The sequence below is a fragment of the Arthrobacter sp. B0427-1-12 genome (assembly GCF_059092905.1).
Window position 1 is genome coordinate 22063 of sequence record NZ_JBNHIC010000037.1, and the last position, 17589, is coordinate 39651.

General features: G+C 66.5%; 18 protein-coding genes and 2 pseudogenes. 5 read left to right on the forward strand and 15 right to left on the reverse strand.

From position 1 onward, the window contains the following. Positions 1–8: 8 nt before the first annotated feature. Both AC5RWU_RS17980 and rraA read right to left on the reverse strand, forming a co-directional pair. A complete protein-coding gene (locus AC5RWU_RS17980) occupies positions 9–485 on the reverse strand; it encodes a DUF2231 domain-containing protein (protein ID WP_494032420.1) in 477 nt (158 codons plus the stop codon). Positions 486–983: 498 nt separating this feature from the next. Next, entirely contained in the window at positions 984–1451 is a 468-nt protein-coding gene (rraA, locus tag AC5RWU_RS17985) for a ribonuclease E activity regulator RraA (RefSeq protein WP_494032421.1), read from the reverse strand. Positions 1452–1548: 97 nt separating this feature from the next. Between rraA and AC5RWU_RS17990 the strand changes: the two genes are divergently transcribed. Beyond that, the gene (locus AC5RWU_RS17990; protein WP_494032422.1) at positions 1549–2013 is read left to right on the forward strand and encodes an SRPBCC family protein; all 465 of its coding nucleotides are present in this window, start codon (positions 1549–1551) and stop codon (positions 2011–2013) included. A gap of 142 nt (positions 2014–2155) precedes the next feature. Then, entirely contained in the window at positions 2156–2341 is a 186-nt protein-coding gene (locus tag AC5RWU_RS17995; RefSeq protein WP_494032423.1) for a YegP family protein, read from the forward strand. Positions 2342–2724: 383 nt separating this feature from the next. Here AC5RWU_RS17995 and AC5RWU_RS18000 read toward each other — a convergent pair. Then, positions 2725–2907 (reverse strand): annotated as a pseudogene (locus AC5RWU_RS18000) (transposase); the annotation flags it as partial. Between the two features lie 56 nt (positions 2908–2963). On the opposite strand from AC5RWU_RS18000, the gene AC5RWU_RS18005 reads away from it, so the two are divergent. Next, entirely contained in the window at positions 2964–3113 is a 150-nt protein-coding gene (locus tag AC5RWU_RS18005) for a hypothetical protein (protein WP_494032433.1), read from the forward strand. A 30-nt stretch (positions 3114–3143) separates the two neighbouring features. Here the strand turns inward: AC5RWU_RS18005 and AC5RWU_RS18010 are convergent, their stop codons facing one another. From AC5RWU_RS18010 to AC5RWU_RS18030, 5 genes and pseudogenes are all read right to left on the reverse strand, one after another. Then, complete coding sequence (locus AC5RWU_RS18010) at positions 3144–4700, reverse strand: sulfatase-like hydrolase/transferase (protein WP_494032424.1); 1557 nt, start codon at positions 4698–4700, stop codon at positions 3144–3146. A gap of 131 nt (positions 4701–4831) precedes the next feature. After that, positions 4832–5660: pseudogene (locus tag AC5RWU_RS18015) on the reverse strand (IS5 family transposase). A gap of 67 nt (positions 5661–5727) precedes the next feature. After that, positions 5728–7080, reverse strand: coding sequence for an MFS transporter (locus tag AC5RWU_RS18020; RefSeq protein ID WP_494032425.1), 1353 nt, complete (start codon positions 7078–7080; stop codon positions 5728–5730). A 42-nt stretch (positions 7081–7122) separates the two neighbouring features. Then, positions 7123–8178 (reverse strand): PDR/VanB family oxidoreductase, encoded by a 1056-nt coding sequence (locus AC5RWU_RS18025; RefSeq protein ID WP_494032426.1) that lies wholly within the window; start codon positions 8176–8178, stop codon positions 7123–7125. A 9-nt stretch (positions 8179–8187) separates the two neighbouring features. Then, the gene (locus AC5RWU_RS18030; protein ID WP_494032427.1) at positions 8188–9282 is read right to left on the reverse strand and encodes an aromatic ring-hydroxylating oxygenase subunit alpha; all 1095 of its coding nucleotides are present in this window, start codon (positions 9280–9282) and stop codon (positions 8188–8190) included. Positions 9283–9498: 216 nt separating this feature from the next. Between AC5RWU_RS18030 and AC5RWU_RS18035 the strand changes: the two genes are divergently transcribed. After that, positions 9499–10080 carry a PadR family transcriptional regulator gene (locus AC5RWU_RS18035; RefSeq protein ID WP_494032428.1) on the forward strand — a complete coding sequence of 194 codons (582 nt, stop codon included), beginning with the start codon at positions 9499–9501 and terminating at the stop codon, positions 10078–10080. Here AC5RWU_RS18035 and AC5RWU_RS18040 read toward each other — a convergent pair. From AC5RWU_RS18040 to AC5RWU_RS18065, 6 genes are all read right to left on the reverse strand, one after another. Continuing rightward, positions 10070–11176, reverse strand: coding sequence for an NAD-dependent epimerase/dehydratase family protein (locus tag AC5RWU_RS18040; RefSeq protein WP_494032429.1), 1107 nt, complete (start codon positions 11174–11176; stop codon positions 10070–10072). The two genes, AC5RWU_RS18035 and AC5RWU_RS18040, sit on opposite strands and share 11 nt — an antisense overlap. Positions 11177–11280: 104 nt before the next feature. After that, complete coding sequence (locus tag AC5RWU_RS18045; RefSeq protein ID WP_494032430.1) at positions 11281–12606, reverse strand: MFS transporter; 1326 nt, start codon at positions 12604–12606, stop codon at positions 11281–11283. Then, entirely contained in the window at positions 12603–13049 is a 447-nt protein-coding gene (locus AC5RWU_RS18050) for a GlcG/HbpS family heme-binding protein (protein ID WP_494032431.1), read from the reverse strand. The genes AC5RWU_RS18045 and AC5RWU_RS18050 overlap by 4 nt, the downstream gene beginning before the upstream one ends. 114 nt (positions 13050–13163) lie before the next feature. Beyond that, positions 13164–14207, reverse strand: a complete 1044-nt coding sequence (dmpG, locus tag AC5RWU_RS18055) for a 4-hydroxy-2-oxovalerate aldolase (protein WP_494037124.1) — start codon at positions 14205–14207, stop codon at positions 13164–13166. Between the two features lie 9 nt (positions 14208–14216). Next, complete coding sequence (locus AC5RWU_RS18060) at positions 14217–15161, reverse strand: acetaldehyde dehydrogenase (acetylating) (RefSeq protein ID WP_494037125.1); 945 nt, start codon at positions 15159–15161, stop codon at positions 14217–14219. 63 nt (positions 15162–15224) lie between these two features. Beyond that, complete coding sequence (locus AC5RWU_RS18065) at positions 15225–16034, reverse strand: 2-keto-4-pentenoate hydratase (RefSeq protein ID WP_494037126.1); 810 nt, start codon at positions 16032–16034, stop codon at positions 15225–15227. A 142-nt stretch (positions 16035–16176) separates the two neighbouring features. Between AC5RWU_RS18065 and AC5RWU_RS18070 the strand changes: the two genes are divergently transcribed. Beyond that, complete coding sequence (locus AC5RWU_RS18070; protein ID WP_494037127.1) at positions 16177–16950, forward strand: IclR family transcriptional regulator; 774 nt, start codon at positions 16177–16179, stop codon at positions 16948–16950. A 60-nt stretch (positions 16951–17010) separates the two neighbouring features. On the opposite strand, the gene AC5RWU_RS18075 is transcribed toward AC5RWU_RS18070, so the two are convergent. Then, positions 17011–17589: DODA-type extradiol aromatic ring-opening family dioxygenase (locus AC5RWU_RS18075; protein WP_494037128.1), on the reverse strand; the 579-nt coding region annotated here is incomplete at its 5' end.

The following is a 17589-nucleotide window of genomic DNA, read 5'->3' on the forward strand; positions in this document are numbered from 1 at the left end:
CCTGGTGCTTATTCGGGCTGCGGTCCCCACACCGCGGCCGCACCGCTGGCCCCGATCAGCACCACCTGGAACACGCAGGCGACTGCCAGCATCACCGAGAACACGCGGATGGCCGGCAGCGCCCAGGACGCGGCGGCCGCCTTTTCCTGCAACCTGGCGGCGCCGCGGGGCCATCCCAGTTCCAGCAGCGCAAGGATGGCAAGGACGACGGCGGGAGCCAGTACCAGCGGCAGGATCGGCTCGGCGAGGCTTTCGTGCCGGACGATTTCGGTGGTAGTGCCCTCCGTTCGCCTCAGGTCCTCGCCGGTAATGCGGGCGGCGGCCACGAACAGCGCGGCGGTGATACCGGTGGCCCCGGCAAGGACCGTCATGCTGCGGCTGATCCGCGGCACGAACATCAGGACCGCGAACACGAGCATCAGTGGCACGAAGACGACGGCACCGTGGACCATCAGCGGATGCAGCGGCAAGCCAATAAGTTCCATTTGTCTAGTTCCCCCCAAGAAGCATCAACTCCGCCAGCCTAACCGCCGGGCCTGTAATTTCACTAGGGCGTGGCCTCATGAAGGCGGCGGCCATCCGGGGCGAGGCAAAGGGAATGTGGCGCCGGTCATTGTGCCGCTTTGGCACCGTCCGCACTTCTGGGCCAAGGTTCATTCGTGCGTTGGTTCCCACGGCGGCACTCGCCGCCGTTCTGCCCGGGGAACCTGGACTGCCCGGCGAGTACTGGACGCAGTTGGGGCTGTTCGGTGGCGCGCCGATCGATGGACACAGGACCTACGTCTACTGCTCTGCCACAGACCACGGTCAGGGTGCCAACGGCGCGCTAGTGGATGCTGCCGTGTTGGCAGACGAACTCTGCCGCAGCGACGATGTGCCCACTGCCCTGCGGCGCTACACGGCTCGCCGCCGCAGCGCCGTCAAGCGCGTCCAGGATCGGGCCGACATCCTGAAGAGGCTCTCACACGTGCGCCCGTCCGCCCTCAGCGCTCCACCAGGATCCCGTCCTCGTCCGCGAATACCGTTGCCCCGGGCCGGAAGATGACGCCGTCGATGGTCAGGACAATGTCTACTTCACCGACGCTGTCCTTGGCGCTCTTGCGCGGGTTGCTGCCCAGCGCCTTCACGCCCAGCTGCAGCCCGGCGATGGCGGCGCGGTCCCTGATGGCACCGTGGATGATGACGCCGGTCCAGCCGTTGGCTACCGCGGACTCCGCGATCATGTCGCCCATCAGGGCCGTGGCCAGCGAACCGCCGCCGTCGACCACCAGCACCGCACCGGCGCCGGGCGTGGCCAGGGTGGACTTCACCAGGCCGTTGTCCTGGAAACACCGAATGGTGCGGATGGGACCGCTGAAGCGGGTGATGCCGCCTAGGTCCTGGAACTGGAGGGCGACGGACTGCAGCTCGTCGCCACGTTCGTCGTAAAGGTCTGCCGTGGCAAGGGTCATGGGCTGTCCTTCCTGTTTCCGGCCAGCCTACCGGTTGTCCCGCTGCGCCCGCCGCCGAGGGGTGGGCCGGAAGGTTCGGCGTCCCTACGATGGAGCTATGAAGTTCACCGAAGAGGTCGTCATCGACCGGGCCCTGGGCCACGTCATGCAGTTGGCGGACAATCCGGACAACATCAGGCACTGGCAGCCGGAGCTGGTCAGCATCGAACTGCTGAACGGACCGCCGCGGCAGCCCGGCGCCAAATCCAGGCTGGTTTACAACATCAATGGACGCCGGATGGAGATGATCGAGACCATCGTCGTCAACAACATTCCGGAGGAGACCACCTCCACCTATGAGACGAAGGGCCTGGTCCACACCATCACCAACCGGTTCGTCGAGCTGGACGACAACAGCACGAAAATGATCTCGGACAATGACCTGCACTTCACCGGCTTCATGAAGCTCATGGGCAAGGTGGTGCAGGGGGAGCTGGTGAAGCAGTCGAAGAAGAACATCGCGAACTTCAAGGCCTTCGCCGAGAGCCATCCGGGCCACGGGGACGGTCCAGCCACCGCCTGACCTGGGACATGCACCGCGTTTTTCCTCTTTGGGGAGGCCCATTTGGTCCCAAGGTATTCCCAACGCGCCGAAGGTTGGATATACCGATATTGTTTGGGCGGAATTTCCGCAGCGAACGGTTTGCTGACGAAAGGTGATGGTTATGGCGGGTAAATTCGAGATCTTTGCCGACGGCAACGCAAAGTTCAGGTTCCGGCTGATGGACGACGCAGGCGCGGTCGTTGCCATGTCCGGAGGGTACGAAGATAAGTCAGCGGCTGTGGCCGGAATCAATGCCGTGCGGGAAAACGCTGCCAGCGGCCTGATTATCGACCTCGCCAGGACCTGAGCAGCCCGCAGGCAGGACCTCAACCGTAAGGCGTCCCCGATGCGGGGGCGCCTTACGGCGTTCTGAGCTGCGAGTCATGCACGGCCACGTGCCGCGCCGCTTCCGGGTCATGGCGGGCACCGTGCGGCGGACCATATCGACGGCGGGTGCCGTCGGGGCGGCGTAGGTCTCGATGAAGACCGCCCGGGCCCGTCCCAGCGGCCAGTCCGGCACGCAGGAGGCTGTGTCATCAGTTCCGGCAAAGAACGACGGCGGCGCCTTAGGTTCCGCGCTGAACGGAACCTACGCCGGCCAAGAACGGGCGGACCGGGCTTTGTCCGGTTTCAGGCGGCCAGTAACTATCCTGCCAGCCGGTCCCGGACCAGCCATGAACAAGACTCACAGCGGTCGTAGTAGGCCCGGGCGATCGGGTCGTGCAGGGAAGCGAAGGCCGAGAGGAACAGCGCCCGTTTGAGGACCTTGTTGCCCTTGCGTGAGGGGTGGTTACCGCGGATCGAGGTGCCCGAGCGCCACGTGACCGGTGCCAGGCCTGCGTAGGAGGCCAGGTGCCCAGCGGTCTTGAAGTCCTTGCCGACGGCCTCGGTGAGACGCGTTCGGTGTCACCACCCTCGCCTTCCCGCTCATCAGCGCGGGGGTGTACGCGTGGCCGTTGGAGGATGCAGCGGATGCCGCGGTCTCCACGCTGCAGTGCACGACGTCGGGTGTCGGTCAGGCGCGGATTGTCGCCTACTCGGATCGGGACTTCGCGGCCGTGACCGCGCGGGTGGGCTGAGCTGCGCCGTCGGGTAGGGAACGGACAGCGCTACTGGGTGGCGTCCTCGCCGGCCCAGGCCTCCACGTAGAACTGCGGGGACCGCGAGTCCAGCAGCTCCGTATAGGGATCCGGCTCCATTGCCTGCGCTGAACCATCCGGGACCTTCGAGGCGAAGGCGGACACGCCCAGCCCGGCCTCATGATCCTTCAGGGTCAGGCCGGCGGCCTCCAGGATCGTGGGGTACATGTTCAGCTGGTCCACGCGGGGGCGCAGCTTGCTGTTCTTGTCCTCGCCCGGGATCCAGATCCGATTGAAGATGGTGCGGTTGTCGTTGTCGTCCAGCTGCTCGTGGAAAGCGTCGCCGGCGCTCATGTGCTTGAGATGGTCGCCCATGATCACCACGGCGGTGTCGTCGAGGTAGCCCTTCTCCTTCATATAGTCCACGAATCCGGCCACCTGGGTCATGGAGCAGGAGAACACGGAGGTGACCTCGTTCTGCGTATCCACGTTGCAGTAGTCGAAAATGTGCACCGGCTCGTGTGTGTCCAGCGTCAGCATGGAGAGGTTGAACGGCTGACCGGTCTTCTCCGCCTCGGCGTGCAGTTCGTCGATCTCGTCCTTGGCGTGGGCCATGAGGCGTCCGTCGCTCAGGCCCCAGTCGCTGCGGAAGTTCTTCTCCGGTTCGCCGGCGGCGCGCCAGTGGGAGAGGTCCTTCTCCTCGGAGTAGCCGTGGCTGCTCAGGAAGGTGTCCTTCGCGGCGAAGGAGGCGTTGGCACCGCCCAGGAAGACGTTGTTGTAGCCGTGCTCGACCAGGACATCGCCCAGGCAAGTCAACCCTCCCAGGTAGGTGTCGACGTCGCCGCCGAGCTGGTTGAGGGCGCCGCTGCCCGCGGCGGAGCCCATGCCCTTCAGCGGGACGCCGCACTGCGTCGAGGTGAGACCGGCCATGGTCCAGCCTCCACCCTTGTACTGCTGGAAATCGTCCACGCTCTGCCAGCCGCTTGAGGCCTTGGTGACCTCCTTTAGAGGAGCGAACGCGTCCTTCTCGAAGAGCTGGTCGTCCGCGAGGGTGGCCTCGCCGGACTCGAGGTAGATCAGCACCAGGTTGCGCTTGTGCTTGTCGCTGGTGACGGTCGGCTCCACGTAGTAGTCGCCGAGGTCGTACTTGGAGTTCGCCGCCTTGATGTAGTCCCTCATGCCCACCGTGGTGGCGAAGGCCGTGGTGCCGCCGATGACCACCGCGGCCACCAGAGCGGTGGAGACGGTGTGCATGATCCACTGCAAGCGACGAGGACGCATGTCGTCGCCATTGCGGCGGCGCTTTCGGCGCCGGAAGTACTGCCACAGGGCGATCCCGACGGTGATGAGCGGGGGCACGACGCCGATCCCCAAGATGCCGATCCAGACGATGGCTCCGCCCCCGCCGTCGGTTTCCACGGAGACGAGATTCAGGAGCATCTGACCCACAGAGATCTTGCCCCAGTAGAAACGGATGCCGGCGGCGGCGATGAGCAGCGCGAGCCCCGCCCAGATCAGGACGTAGACCAAGATGCGTCCCACGACGACGCCCACCCGTCGGATCACGTGAAGAATCCGGCCAGACATGGCAACACCTCGCGTTCCAGATGCGCGCGAGTTCGCCGGACACCCTTGACATCCAACCCGTTCTCGGGCGCATAGAAGCCTAGTACCGTTACACTACCCGTTCAACAGTGGTTCACCCGTTAGAAATGGTTTTAATAGTCCTTTCGGGGCAGCCGCCGGGCGCAGATGATGGTGATGGCCGGAGTGGCTACAGCGGTGATCGTGGTGGCGCTGCGGTCGTAGCGGATGGCTAAGCGGCGGAACGCCAGCAACCAGGAGATGGTGCGTTCCACGACCCAGCGGTACCGGCCCAGGCGTTCGCTGGAGTCCACCCCGATCCGGGCAATCCGGGCAGTGATCCCGCGCCGGCGCAGGTAGCGGCGCACCCGCCGATTGTCATAGGCCTTGTCCGCGTGCAGCTTGACCGGTCGGCGTCGTGGACGGCCGCGGCCTCGGCCCTTGACCGGGGCCAGTCCGTCCAGAATCGGCTCCACGAGCATGCTGTCGTGCCGGTTGGCGCCGGTGATCGCCACCGCCAGCGGCAGCCCGTCGGCGGTGACCAGCAGGTGGTACTTCGTGCCCGCCTTACCGCGATCGGTGGGGTTCGGCCCGGTCAGCTCGCCCCTTTTTTTGCCCGGACGCTCACCGAGTCCAGGGACACCCTTGACCAGTCCAGCAGCCCTTCCTGGCGGAGCTGATGCGGTACGGCGTGGTGGAGCTTCTCCCACACTCCTGCCGCCTGCCAGGCCCGCAGCCGGCGCCAGCAGGTGATCCCCGAGCCGAAGCCCAACTCGGTGGGCAGCTTCTTCCAGACGATGCCGTTCTCGGTCACGAACAGGATGCCCTCCAGGGCGGCCCGGTCGTCGACCCTTGCCGCCCGGTCCGCCCGTTCTTGGCCGGCGGAGGCGGTGGGATCAACGGTTCCAGCAACTCCCACAACTGGTCGCTGACCAGCCACTCGGGTGCTCTCGGCCTGGCCATGGCGACCATGATCGCCACCGTCCCGCGGGCTTGGCTACCCCCGAGATCGAACTATTGAAACCACTTCTTAGTGGTCCGCCAGCTGCTTCTCCCCGGCCGGCTGGCCGGCGGGGGCAGGCTGCGGGCGTAGCATACCGACGGCGACCGCCGCCACCAGGACCACCACGCCGACGCCCAGGTACAACTGGACCGCGGTCCAGGATGCGTCCAGCAGGGCGCCGGTAATCATCGGGGCCACAATGGCGCCGATGCGTCCAATGCCGATGCCCCAGCCCACGCCGGTGCTGCGGACGGTGGTGCCGTAGGCGGCCGGGGCGATCGTGTAAAGGCCGGCGATGCAGCCGTTGATCAGCATGCCCACCACGACGCCGGATGCGAAGGCCAGCGCCAGGATGCCGGCCGTGGAGATGAACAGCACCATGGTCACCGCGGATAGGACGGTGAACCAGAGCAGGACCTTGCGGCTGCTCCAGCGGGTGGCGAGGATGCCGTACAGGATGGATCCGAACGTTCCGCCCAGGGTAAGCATCAGGCCGCCGACCACGCCCTGGCTTTCGGTCATGCCAGCGGTGACCAGCAGGCGCGGCGTCCAGCTGTTGACGAAGTAGAAGCCGAACATGGTGGCGAAGAACGCGACCCAGATCAGCCAGGTCGTGCGGCGGTTGGCGGCCGAAAACAGTTCGCCCACCTGGTTGGCTCCGCGGCCCTTCGGGCCTGCAGGCGCGGCCGGTGCCGCTCCGAGCGCGGCGATTTCCGGCTGGCGGATCTTGCGGGCGATCCGGTTCAGCCGCTCGACGGCGTTCCGGGGACGCTTGGAGGCCAGGAAATCGACGGATTCCGGCAGCAGGGCGGCCAGCAGCAGGAGGACGACGGCGGTGCACGTGCCGCCGAAGATGAAGACGGAGCGCCAGCCGAACTGGGACTGCAGGGTCACTGCGGCCATGCCGCCCAGGGTGGCGCCGACGCCGTAGCCGGCGGTGTAGATGCTGATGGACAGGCCGCGCCAGCGCTTCGAGGAGTATTCGCTGGCGATGACGTTGGTGCACGCCAGGATGCCGCCGACGCCCAGACCTGTGATGACGCGCCAGGCACCCAGCTCCATGGTTGAGTTGGCCAGCGCGGACAGCAGCATGCCGGCCGCGGCCAGGGCCACGGAGACCAGGATCATCGGGCGGCGGCCGATCACATCGGCAAACGGTGCCAGGCCGAGCGAACCGGCGGCCATGCCGACCAGGCCGGCGCTGAGCAGCAGGCCCAGCTCGGCGCCGCTGAGACCGAACTCGTTGGTGACGCTGGTGGCAGTAAACGCCATGGCCAGCACGTCGAAGCCGTCCAGGGCGTTGAGGAGGGTGCAGAGGCCGATGATCAGCCACTGATAGGGGGACATCCGGGACGCATCAATGCGTTCGCGCAGTTCCATGCTGTCAACTTTCGTGAAGTGTTATGTTCTGCCAGGCGTGTGTTAGGAAACGTCGATGGTGACGACGGCGGGGCCCGCGGGGGTGGTGCCGGAAGGTGCGCCGGCAGCGGCAGGCGGGAGACCGGCGTCGTTCTTCTGCCAGGTGTTCTTCTGCTGGCTGGTGACGCGCGAGACACAGCAGCACATCTTGGCGGCGCTGTTTTGCTGGCGTTCGCTGTAGAAGACGTCGCGGTGATCGACGGTGCCCTGCAGGCTGAGGATCCTGACCTCGCAGAGGCCGCATTCGCCCTTGCGGCAGTCGAACATCATGTCCGCGCCGGCGTCCTCGAGTGCTTCGAGCATGGAGCGGCCCTTGCCGACCGTGGCCTCGATGCCCAGGCGCGGGATGCGGACCAGGAATTCCTCCGGGTCGTACCAGCCGCTGTTGCCGAAGGTTTCGTAGCGCAGGTTCGGGTAGTCCAGTTCGCGGGCGCGCCAGGCGCGGCGGACGGCGTCCATCAGCCGGATGGGCCCGCACATGTACAGCTCGGTGTCCAGGTCCACGCCGCTGATGAGTTCGTCCACCTTCAGCGAGGTGCCTTCGTCATCGACGTGGACGGCCAGGTTCTGCCCGTGCAGGGCCTGCAGTTCCGGCAGGTAGGCCATCGCCGCCCGGCTGCGGCCGGCATAGACCAGGGTGTAGTCGGCCTTGAGGTTCTTCAGCACGCGGGCCATGTTGATGATGGCGGTGATGCCGATGCCGCCGGCCAGCAGCACGTAACGTTCGGCGCCGACCCGCAGCGGGAAGTTCTGCAGCGGCTGGGTGATTTCCAGGCTATCGCCGGGCTGGAGGGTGTGCATGAAGATCGAGCCGCCGCGGGAGGCCGGGGCCTTGAAGACGCTGATCACCAGGCGGGTGCCGTCCTCGCTGGACTCCACGACCGAATAGGACCGCCTGTGTTCTTCGCCGTTGACGGTGGCCAGCAGGTCGATGTGCGAGCCCGGTTCCGCCTTCTTCGGCAGGGACGGTGCCAGCACGATCCGCTGGATATCGGTGGCTATCTGCGCGGTCTCGACGACGGTGGCCGTCTGCCAGACCTCGATGTTTGTTGCTGCCATGGTCTTCCCCTACAGCGCCGCGGCCAGTCGGCCTTCGGCTTCCAGTTGGCGCTCGATCAGGCGGCGGACCCACATGCCGCCGGCATCGATGTTCAGGTTGTAGAACTCGTAGTCCGGGTTCGCGTCGATGGCTTCCTGCTGGGCCTTGAGCATCGCCTCATCCTCGCCGAAGACGCCGTGGACGCCGTTGCGCAGCTGGGTGGTGATGAGCTGGCTTTCCAGCCGGTAGTTGCGCATGAAGGCCCAGAAGTAGTGGCAGGTCCGGTCCGTCTCGGGGGAGATGGTGTTCATGACGAAGCCGTTGACGCCCTGGCTGCGGTCGCCCTCGGGGGCGCCGGTGCCGGCCTTGGCCACTCCGACGTCGATGCAAATGGTGGACGGGGACTGGAAGGTGATGATCTGCCAGCGGTCCACCTTGCCTTCGAAGCCGGGGAACTTGTCCCGCATGTTCTTCAGCCAGAACGGCGGGGCGTCGATGTTGTGCATCCAGCGGGCCACGGTGACGGTGTTGCCGTCGTGGGTGACCTCGAAGTCCGATTCGCTCAGTTCCTCCTGGCCGATCGAGGAGGAGTGGACGAACTCCTCGTGGGTCAGGTCCATGAGATTGTCCAGCACCAGCTGGTAGTTGCACGGCGCGTAGATGGTTTCACCGTCGCCGGCCCAGTCCGGGCTGTCCATCTGGTGCATATCAGGCAACAGGTCCGGGTCCGCCTTGGTGGGATCGCCCAACCAGACCCAGACGAAGCGGTAGCGCTCCACGACGGGGAAGGACGGAACCGTGGCGGACGGATTGATGGTTTCCTGCGCCGGCATCGAAGTGCACCGGCCCGCGGAGTTGTAGCGGATGCCGTGGTAGGGGCACTGGATTTCATCTTTGCCCACGGTCTTGCCCATGGACAGCGGGGCCAGGCGGTGCCAGCAGGCATCCGCCAGGGCGACGGCCTTGCCGTCCTCCGTGCGGAAGAGGGCCAGCGGACGGTTGGCGATCCTGCGCGCCATCGGCTTGCGCGTTACTTCGTGGTCCCAGGCGGCCACATACCAGGCATTGAGCGGATGGCCCAGGACCTTGTTGGTGGTGCTGCTCTGCGTACTGACTGCGGTCATTCTTCCATTCCTTCCAACGCTTGCCGCCTGCCGTCATCGAGTCCAGGAGGCCGGGTTGAATCTGCAATAACTACCTTCATAGATAGTTGTGGTCTGCGCCATAGACTATCTATGGATGTAGTTATTTGGCAAGGGGGGTTGTGAAGGCGGTCACGGCCGTCAGGCGGTAATGTCGGAGAGATGCCGTGAGGCAGCAATAGGAGAGGAGGACGGCAGATGAGCCTGCGCTATGCCCTGCTCGCCCTGCTCACGTCCCAGCCGATGACCGGCTACGACGTCTACAAACACTTCGAATCCTCCGTGGGCTACGTCTGGCACGCCCCGGATTCGCAGATCTACCCGGAACTGCGCCGGATGGAGCGCGACGGCCTGCTCGAAGGAGTCGAGGAACCCTGGGGCAAAAAGGGCAGGAAGAAGCGGTACCACATCACGCCGCAGGGCGTGGCGGCGTTCCGGGAGTGGATCAACACGGAGCTGGAATACGCCCGGGAACGGGATCCGATCCACCTGAAGACGGCCTACCTGGAGTGGGCTGAGCCGGAGGCCGCCCGGGCGCAGATGTGCGCGCACATCGCGTACCACTCCTCCCGGATCCGGCAGTGGGAGGATATGATCGCAGCCCTGAAGGACCGATCCAACCCGGTGCTGGCCAAGCGGCTTGAGTCCGTGCCGGAGAAGGACTGGGACCGGATCACCGGCTACAAGGTCTTTTCCTACGAAGGCATGATTGCCCGGGCCAGGGCTGAAGTGGACTGGGCCGAGCGGGGCCTGAAGGTGATCGAAGAGCTCAGCGGGTAAGCGGGCGGCGTTGGCCTTTGCCGCCGCTCTTGTCCCACCGGGCCGCTGTGCTCACCTTTGCCGTCGACCGCGGCCGCAGCGTCGGCGATGCCGGGACGCCCTTGCCCCCGCTCAGCCCGTCCAGCGCAGCCTTCAGCGCCTCAACGGAGGAATATTTCGGCTCCCAGCCCAGCTCCGTGCGGGCGCGGCCGGTTTCCATGATGGGAGCGTTGCGGGCCATGTCCACCCAGCCCGGATCCGAGACCTCCAAATGTGCTGTCCAAGCGAGTCCGACGACGGCCCGGACCAGTCCCCACGGCACGTTGACGATCCGCCGCGCGCCGAAGAGGCGGCCCAGTACCTGCGGCGTCACTACCGGGTCCGCGGCGATGTTGAAGGCACCGAAGGCACGCTGGTCCACCACCCGCCAGTAGGCATCGGCAATGTCGTCGGAGTGCACGGCCTGGAACTTGAAAACGTCCGGGACCGGCAGCAGCGGCAGGCGCAGTTTGTCCAGGAAGAACTTGGGGATCAGTGGCCCCAGGAAGTAGCGGCCGATCTGGCTGCCGGCGTCGTCCTGAAAAATGAGCCCCGGCCGCAGCCGCGCCACCGGGATCTCCGGGTTCTCGGCCTCGAACCGGTCCAGCAGCTCCTCCTGCTCTCCCTTGTGCCGGCTGTAGTGCGAACTGGCGATGCCGCGCGCCGGCCAGGACTCGTCCACCGTGCGGTCCTTGGGCGCCGGACTGTAGGCGCCCACGGACGACGCGCAGACGAATTGCCGTACCCCCGCCTCCGCTGCGGCCGCCAGTGCATTGTCGGTTCCGGTGACGTTGACGCGGTGCAGTTCGGCCTCGTTGCGGTTGGGCTGCAGGATCCAGGCCAGGTGGACGACGGAGTCGGCGCCCCGAAGCAGCTCCGTCAGCTGGTGGCGGCCCGCGTCGGTGGCGACATCCAACGGGTGCCATTCGACGCCGTCGTACGGTTCCTTGCTCCGGTCCGGCAGCCGGCGGGCGATGCCCACGATATCCAGCTCCGCGCCCTCTCTGCGGGCCCGCTGCATCCGCCGCAGCAGCGCCGTTCCCACATTTCCGGTGGCTCCGATGATGACAACCCGCATGGTAGTTTCCTTCCAGCCGTGTCGTGGGACCGGGAGTCCCGCTGTGCTCGAGGATACTCCGGGGCCGAGCAGCGCGTCAGCAGTTTCGCGGGGAGCAGGCCGGACTACCCGTCGTCGTGCGGGTCGTTGAGCCGGTGGAATCCGAACCGGCCTTTCAGCAGACTGATGACCAGCACGCCGGCCAGCATGATCGCACCGGCCAGGATCACCGACGTCTGAACGCCCCAGAGATCGGCCACCAGACCCTGGAGCACCGCTCCCGCGGGCATGGCGGCGGTGAAGAACATGTGGCGCACGGCGATCACCCGGCCGCGCATATGGTCCGCGACGATCATCTGGATGGCAGTGTTGACGCCGGAAATGGCGGACAGGAAGCAGGCGCCGACCAGGACCAGGCTGATCAGGGCCAGCACAAAGTTGTTGGTGAGCCCGAACGCAATCAGGCCGATTCCGTAGACGAGCATGCCCGATTTGACCACCAGTCCCAGCGGAAGGACCTTGCTCCAGCCCGAGACCAGCGGTGCGGCGATAACAGCGCCCGCGCCGAGGGCGGCATTGAGCAGGCCGAGTCCGGTGGGACCGACCTGGAAAACCTCTTCGGCGAAGACCACCGTGAGCTGGAACAGCGGATTGCCCAGCAGACCGATCATCATGGACAGCACAATGCCGAGGATGATGCCGGGCTGGGTCAGGGCGTATCTGAAGGCCTGCAGGAACTGGCCGAAGACCCCGCGGTCCGGTTTTCCGGCCGCGGGACGCCGTCCGGCAGTGACGACCAGCAGCGCGGCTATGACGAACATGAAGGACACCGCATTGAGGAAGAATGCCCAGGACGGGCCGAGGCTTGCCAGCAGGACTCCGGCGATGGCCGGGCCAATGGAGCGGGCGGCGTTGAACTGCATCGAGTTCAGTGTGATGGCGGACAGCAGGTCCTCGCGGGGCACCAGATCATTGACGAAGGACTGCCAGGAAGGCATATTGAGCCCGTTGAAGACGCCCATAAGTCCGATCAGGCAGAGCAGGAGGATCGGATCCTGCAGCCCGCTGGCCCAGTTGGCCCACATCAAGACAGCGACGGCGGCGAGCCCGGTCTGGGTGAGCAGCATCACCTTGCGCCGGTTGTAGCGGTCCGCAAGGGATCCGCCAAGCGGGCCGAGGATGACACCGGGGACGAACTGGACCACTGTTGCGAAGGCAACCCACAGGGCACTGCCGGTCAGAGTGTACAGCACATAGGGGACCGTGAGGTTGCTCAGCCAGGTGCCCGTGTTGGACGCCAGTGCGCCGAACCAGAACAGCCGGTAATTCCGGTGCCTGAAGGCACGGAACGAATAGGCGATGCCCCGGTCCTTGGGCGCCTTCGGGGCTTGCGGCGTCCGCGGAGCGTTGGGCGGCTGGGAGGCTTCGGGCGGTCCCGGGAACTGTTTCACCCGCAGCCGGGAAACGGGCCATCGGCACGGGCTGCTGCCCGGGCGCAGTCCGCGTCCTGTTCCGGGGACGCACCGCTGACGCCGATGCCGCCGCGCAGCCTGCCGCCGGCATCAGCAGTTCCGTGTTCCCACAGCGGAATGCCGCCGGCCATCGTGGTGGGCGTAAAGGGGAGCTGGCCGTCGATCAAGGCGAGCAATTCGGGGTAATTCTCCTTGAGGGCGCCCAGTTTTTCCGTTTCGCGGCGCATTGCCGCGGCGGTCCGTGCCTTGCTGCGGGCCACCTCGACCGTGAACCAGGAGGCGCCGTCGCTGCGCAGGGAAAGCACTTCGTGTCCGGAACCGTTGACGATGCTGATGCTGATGCGCAGGCTTTGTGCGGCTGCATGCTCCAGGGCGGCCTGGGCCATCGCCTGGGCTTGGGCGAGGGAAATGTCGGAAGGCATGCTTCATTCTCACACTTGCCGGTGGATACGACCGTGAACCCCGTTCTTAACGAAGGCCCGCCGGCTGGACCTGTGGGTCCGGCCGGCGAGCCGGCGTTGTGCAGCCGCGGTGGGTTACTTGGCTGCGGCGAGGTTGACGGCGACGTCGACGATCATGTCTTCCTGGCCGCCGACGTAGCCGGCCTTGCCGATTTCCTCGAGGATTTTCCAGGCCGGGACGTTGTAGCGCTCGGCGGCGCGTTCGGCGTGGATGAGGAAGGAGGAGTAGACCCCGGCGTAGCCCTGCATGATGGAGGCGCGGTCCATGACGGGCATGCGGGTGATGATGGGCTTGACCGTGTCCTCGGCGGCGGCCATCAGGGCCTGGACATCGACGCCGGTTTGAATGTTCAGGCGGTCGAACGCGGCGGCGAGGACCTCGGTGGGCGAGTTGCCCGCTCCGGCGCCCAGGGCCACCAGGGTGCCGTCGATCTGCCTGGCGCCGGCCCGGACGGCGAACACGGAGTTCGCGACGCCGAAGCTCATGTTCTGGTGGCCGTGGAAGCCGACCTGCGCGTCGTCCCCGAGTTCGGCGACCAGGGCGGCGACGCGGTCGGAGACGTCCTCGAGGATCAGCGCGCCGGCGGAGTCGACGACGTAGACGCACTGGCAGCCGGCGTCGGCCATGATGCGGGCCTGGGCGGCGAGTTCCTCGGGGGTGGTGCGGTGGGAGAGCATGAGGAAGCCGACGGTTTCCATGCCCAGGGAGCGGGCGTGGGCGAAGTGCTGGACGGAGATGTCGGCCTCGGTGCAGTGGGTGGCGATGCGCGCGACCTGCGCGCCGGCGTCGTGGGCCTGGTTCAGGTCGCCGATGGTGCCCAGGCCCGGGAGCATGAGCACGGCGATTTTGGCGTGGGTGGCCTCGTCCACGGCGGCCTTGATGAGGTCCAGTTCGGGGGTGAGGGAGAAGCCGTAGTTGAAGGAGGAGCCGCCCAGGCCGTCGCCGTGGGTGACTTCGATGACCTCCACGCGGGCCTCGTCCAGGGCCCGGACCGTTTCGCGCACGTGGCGTTCGGTGAACCGGTGGCTCATCGCGTGGGAGCCGTCGCGCAGGGTGGTGTCCGTCAGGCGGACGCTGTAGTTCGGGGTTGTGGGGGTGGTGTCCAGGGGGGCGGTCATGGCTGGCTCCTAGTTGTTCGTGGTGCCGGCGGTGGCCAGCGCGGCGCTGTCCATCTTCTCGGCGAGCAGGTCGGCGGTGCGGGTCGCGGCCGCGGTGATGATGTCCAGGTTCCCGGCGTACTCGGGCAGGTAGTCCGCTGCGCCCTTGACCTGGACCCAGACGCCCACGCGCCCGGCCCCGTTCCAGTCCGCCCGGGCGGTGTCGAACTGCGGCTCGACACGCAGTTCGTAGCCGGGGACGTAGTCGCGGATCTTTTCGGCTGCCTCATGGATGGCGGCGCGGATGGCATCCTGGGTTTGACCCGGTTCGGCGGCCTCGGCGGGGATGGCGCAGTAGATGGTGTTGCGCATGATCATGGGCGGCTCGACCGGGTTGATGATGATGATGGCCTTGCCGCGCGCCGCGCCGCCGATGACTTCCAGGGCTTTGGCGGTGGTTTCGGTGAATTCGTCCACGTTGGCGCGGGTGCCCGGGCCGGCGGACTTGGAGGCGATCGAGGCGACGATCTCGGCGTACTCGACCGGGACCACGGAGGAGACCGCGGCCACGATCGGGGTGGTGGCCTGGCCGGCGCAGGTGATCATGTTCACGTTCATGGTGTCCTCGAGGGAGTCGAGGTTGACCACCGGGGCCAGGTACGGTCCGACGGCCGCCGGGGTCAGGTCGATCGCGCGGATGCCGGCTGCCCGGTACTTGGGCGCGTTGGCGGCGTGGGCCTTGGCGGAGGTGCATTCGAACACGAAGTCCGGCTTGTCCTCCTGGGCCAGCAGCCAGTCCACGCCCTCGGCGGAGACGGTCACCCCCAGGCGTGCCGCGCGGGCCAGGCCGTCCGAGTTCGGGTCGATGCCGATCATGTACTTGACTTCGAGGTTTTTGCTGCGGCGCATGATCTTGAACATCAGGTCGGTGCCGATGTTGCCGGAGCCGACGATCGCGGCAGTCTTCTTAGCCATGGAAAATTCCTTTGCTTGGTGCCGGCAGGGCGGTGCGTGCCGGCAGGGGCGGTGCGTGCCGGGTCAGATGAAGTGGATGCTCAGGGACCCCAGGTCCCCGAAATCGGCGGTCGCGCTGCTGCCGGCGACGACGGGCAGGGCCTTGGTGAAGGAGCCGGGCAGGATGAGCTGGCCGGCCTCCAGGGCCACGCCCTGGGCGCCCAGGACGTTGGCCAGCCAAGCCAGCGGGGCGACCGGATCGCCCATCACGGCCGCACCGGTGCCGGTCTCGCGGGCCTGGGTCTGGCCGGAGGGGCCGTTGATGAGCAGCGTGCATTCGACGCCGGCCAGATCGGCCACCGCCACGTCCAGGGCGGCGGTCCCGACGGCGATCGCCCCGCAGGAGGCGTTGTCCGCGACCGTGTCCACCAGGCGGATGTCCCAGTCGGCGATCCGCGAGTCGATGATCTCGATCGCCGGATACACCGCCCCGATCGCCGCGGCGGCCTGTTCGACGGTCACCCCGGGCCCGGACAGGGTCTGGCTGAGCACGAACCCGAACTCGGGCTCGACCTTCGGGGCGATGAACCCGGCCGCCGGGATCCGGGCGTGATCGGAAAAGACCATGTCCTCGAAGAAGAACCCGAAGTCCGGCGCGTCCACACCCAGCTGGGCCTGCATGGCCAGCGAGGTCAGACCGACCTTCCGGCCGGCCAGCACCCGCCCGGCCGCCAGATGCCGGCGCAGCTGGAAGGTCTGCACGGCGTAGGCATCCTCCAGGTCCATGTCATCGAGGCGGTTCCGCAGCGGGGCCACGGGCTCCAATGTCAGGGTTGCCTGGAGCAGTTCGTCAGCGAAGTGCTCCAGGAGGGGCATTGTGGTTGGGGGGTTCATGGGACTCCATTCTTTGCTGAAGGCCTTCCGGATTGCTCTTACTGGATGTCGAATCTGCAGTAGGAACCCGGAGGCTGGCGGCTCTGGGAATTCCTTCCCAGGCCGAGTTTGATTGTGCGGTCTTGTCCGTCATACTCCAAGCATGCGTACCGCTGAATGGAACCAGTCGTCTTCAGTGCTGGAACGTGCGGCGTTGATCCTCGGGGCTTTCCGGGTTGAGGACAGGACTCTCGGAGTGTCCGAACTTGCGCGCAGGACCGGATTGGCCAAGTCGACCGTGTCACGGCTGACGTCTGAGCTGGTCCGCCTGCAGTATCTGGAACGGCACGGTTCTTCGCTTCGACTCGGTCTTGCTCTGTTCGAACTGGGCCAGCTGGCGGCCACCCCGAAGGAACTGCGCAGGCGGGCCATCGGGATCATGGCGGACCTGCGCAACGCCACCGGACAGACGGTTCACCTAGCGGTACTGGACGGGGTCGAGGTGGTCTACATAGAAATCCTGAGGGGACGGGGCACGCCGCCGTTGCCGTCGCGGGTGGGCGGGCGGATGCCCGCCCACGCCACGGCCGTGGGTAAGGCAATGCTCGCGTTTTCCCCTCAGGTCGTCCTTGAGGACGTCCTCGAACACGGTCTTGAACCGGTCGGCCCCAGCGCCATCACCGATGAGAAAACCCTGCGCAGGGAACTGGCTGACATCGCGGCCACCGGCCTGGCACACGAACAGAATGAGTCCGCGGCAGGTAGTTGCTGTGTTGCCAGCCCGGTGGTGGATGCCGGCGGCGCACTCGTGGCGTCCTTGTCCGTATCCGGCAACCTAAGCCACCTGGACATTGATCGCGTTGCCCCGGCCGTGCGCACCGCAGCCTTGGCTTTGGGACGCCAGTTGCCGCGTAACAGTGTTCTTGGCGAGGGCTGAGCGCCGGGCGGGTTTGCAACAACCCGTCCGGCGCAGGCAGCCCGGCAGAGGCCGGACATCCTATTTCAGCACCGCCGTCGTGACGCCGAAACCGGCAATGTATTCCTTGATGGGTTTGTAGAACTCGTAGGTGACCTCGTACTCGCCGCAGGCGCGCAGCGCGGAGTAGGCGGCGACCCAGGTGCGCACCTCGTGGGAGGAGTGTCCGGCGACGGCGTCCATCCCGTCGGCGGTGTAGGCGTCGAAGTCCTCCACCTTCCCGGACCTGCAGACCTGAAGGAAGGCGCGGTCCCATTCGGGGTTCAGGTCCATGATGTCCGCCTCACCGGCCGCGAACGCTTCGGCGGTGGCGATGGTCTTGGCCTGGCGGGCGGCGCGGGCCTCGGGGGTGGGGTGGCGGCCGTTGGTCAAAAACGCGCGCTGCTCGGGAGTGGCGGTGGCGATCTGGGGGACCGGCGGGTCGTGGGACAGGCCGCCCGAGCCGATGAACAGGACCTTCTTGTCACTGTTGCGGAAGTACTCGCCGATGGCCTGGCCGAACCGGCGCACGCGGGAGACCTTGGTGAACGGGCGGGCGACGGAGTTGACGAAGACCGGGATCACCGGAGTCGCATCCAGCCCGCCGAAGATGATCTCCAT

Coding starts and splice junctions, on each gene's coding strand:
- AC5RWU_RS17980 (WP_494032420.1), bottom strand. CDS start 485: ATGGAACTTATTGGCTTGCCGCTGCATCCGCTGATGGTCCACGGTGCC.
- rraA (WP_494032421.1), bottom strand. CDS start 1,451: ATGACCCTTGCCACGGCAGACCTTTACGACGAACGTGGCGACGAGCTG.
- AC5RWU_RS17990 (WP_494032422.1), top strand. CDS start 1,549: ATGAAGTTCACCGAAGAGGTCGTCATCGACCGGGCCCTGGGCCACGTC.
- AC5RWU_RS17995 (WP_494032423.1), top strand. CDS start 2,156: ATGGCGGGTAAATTCGAGATCTTTGCCGACGGCAACGCAAAGTTCAGG.
- AC5RWU_RS18010 (WP_494032424.1), bottom strand. CDS start 4,700: ATGTCTGGCCGGATTCTTCACGTGATCCGACGGGTGGGCGTCGTCGTG.
- AC5RWU_RS18020 (WP_494032425.1), bottom strand. CDS start 7,080: ATGGAACTGCGCGAACGCATTGATGCGTCCCGGATGTCCCCCTATCAG.
- AC5RWU_RS18025 (WP_494032426.1), bottom strand. CDS start 8,178: ATGGCAGCAACAAACATCGAGGTCTGGCAGACGGCCACCGTCGTCGAG.
- AC5RWU_RS18030 (WP_494032427.1), bottom strand. CDS start 9,282: ATGACCGCAGTCAGTACGCAGAGCAGCACCACCAACAAGGTCCTGGGC.
- AC5RWU_RS18035 (WP_494032428.1), top strand. CDS start 9,499: ATGAGCCTGCGCTATGCCCTGCTCGCCCTGCTCACGTCCCAGCCGATG.
- AC5RWU_RS18040 (WP_494032429.1), bottom strand. CDS start 11,176: ATGCGGGTTGTCATCATCGGAGCCACCGGAAATGTGGGAACGGCGCTG.
- AC5RWU_RS18050 (WP_494032431.1), bottom strand. CDS start 13,049: ATGCCTTCCGACATTTCCCTCGCCCAAGCCCAGGCGATGGCCCAGGCC.
- dmpG (WP_494037124.1), bottom strand. CDS start 14,207: ATGACCGCCCCCCTGGACACCACCCCCACAACCCCGAACTACAGCGTC.
- AC5RWU_RS18060 (WP_494037125.1), bottom strand. CDS start 15,161: ATGGCTAAGAAGACTGCCGCGATCGTCGGCTCCGGCAACATCGGCACC.
- AC5RWU_RS18065 (WP_494037126.1), bottom strand. CDS start 16,034: ATGAACCCCCCAACCACAATGCCCCTCCTGGAGCACTTCGCTGACGAA.
- AC5RWU_RS18070 (WP_494037127.1), top strand. CDS start 16,177: ATGCGTACCGCTGAATGGAACCAGTCGTCTTCAGTGCTGGAACGTGCG.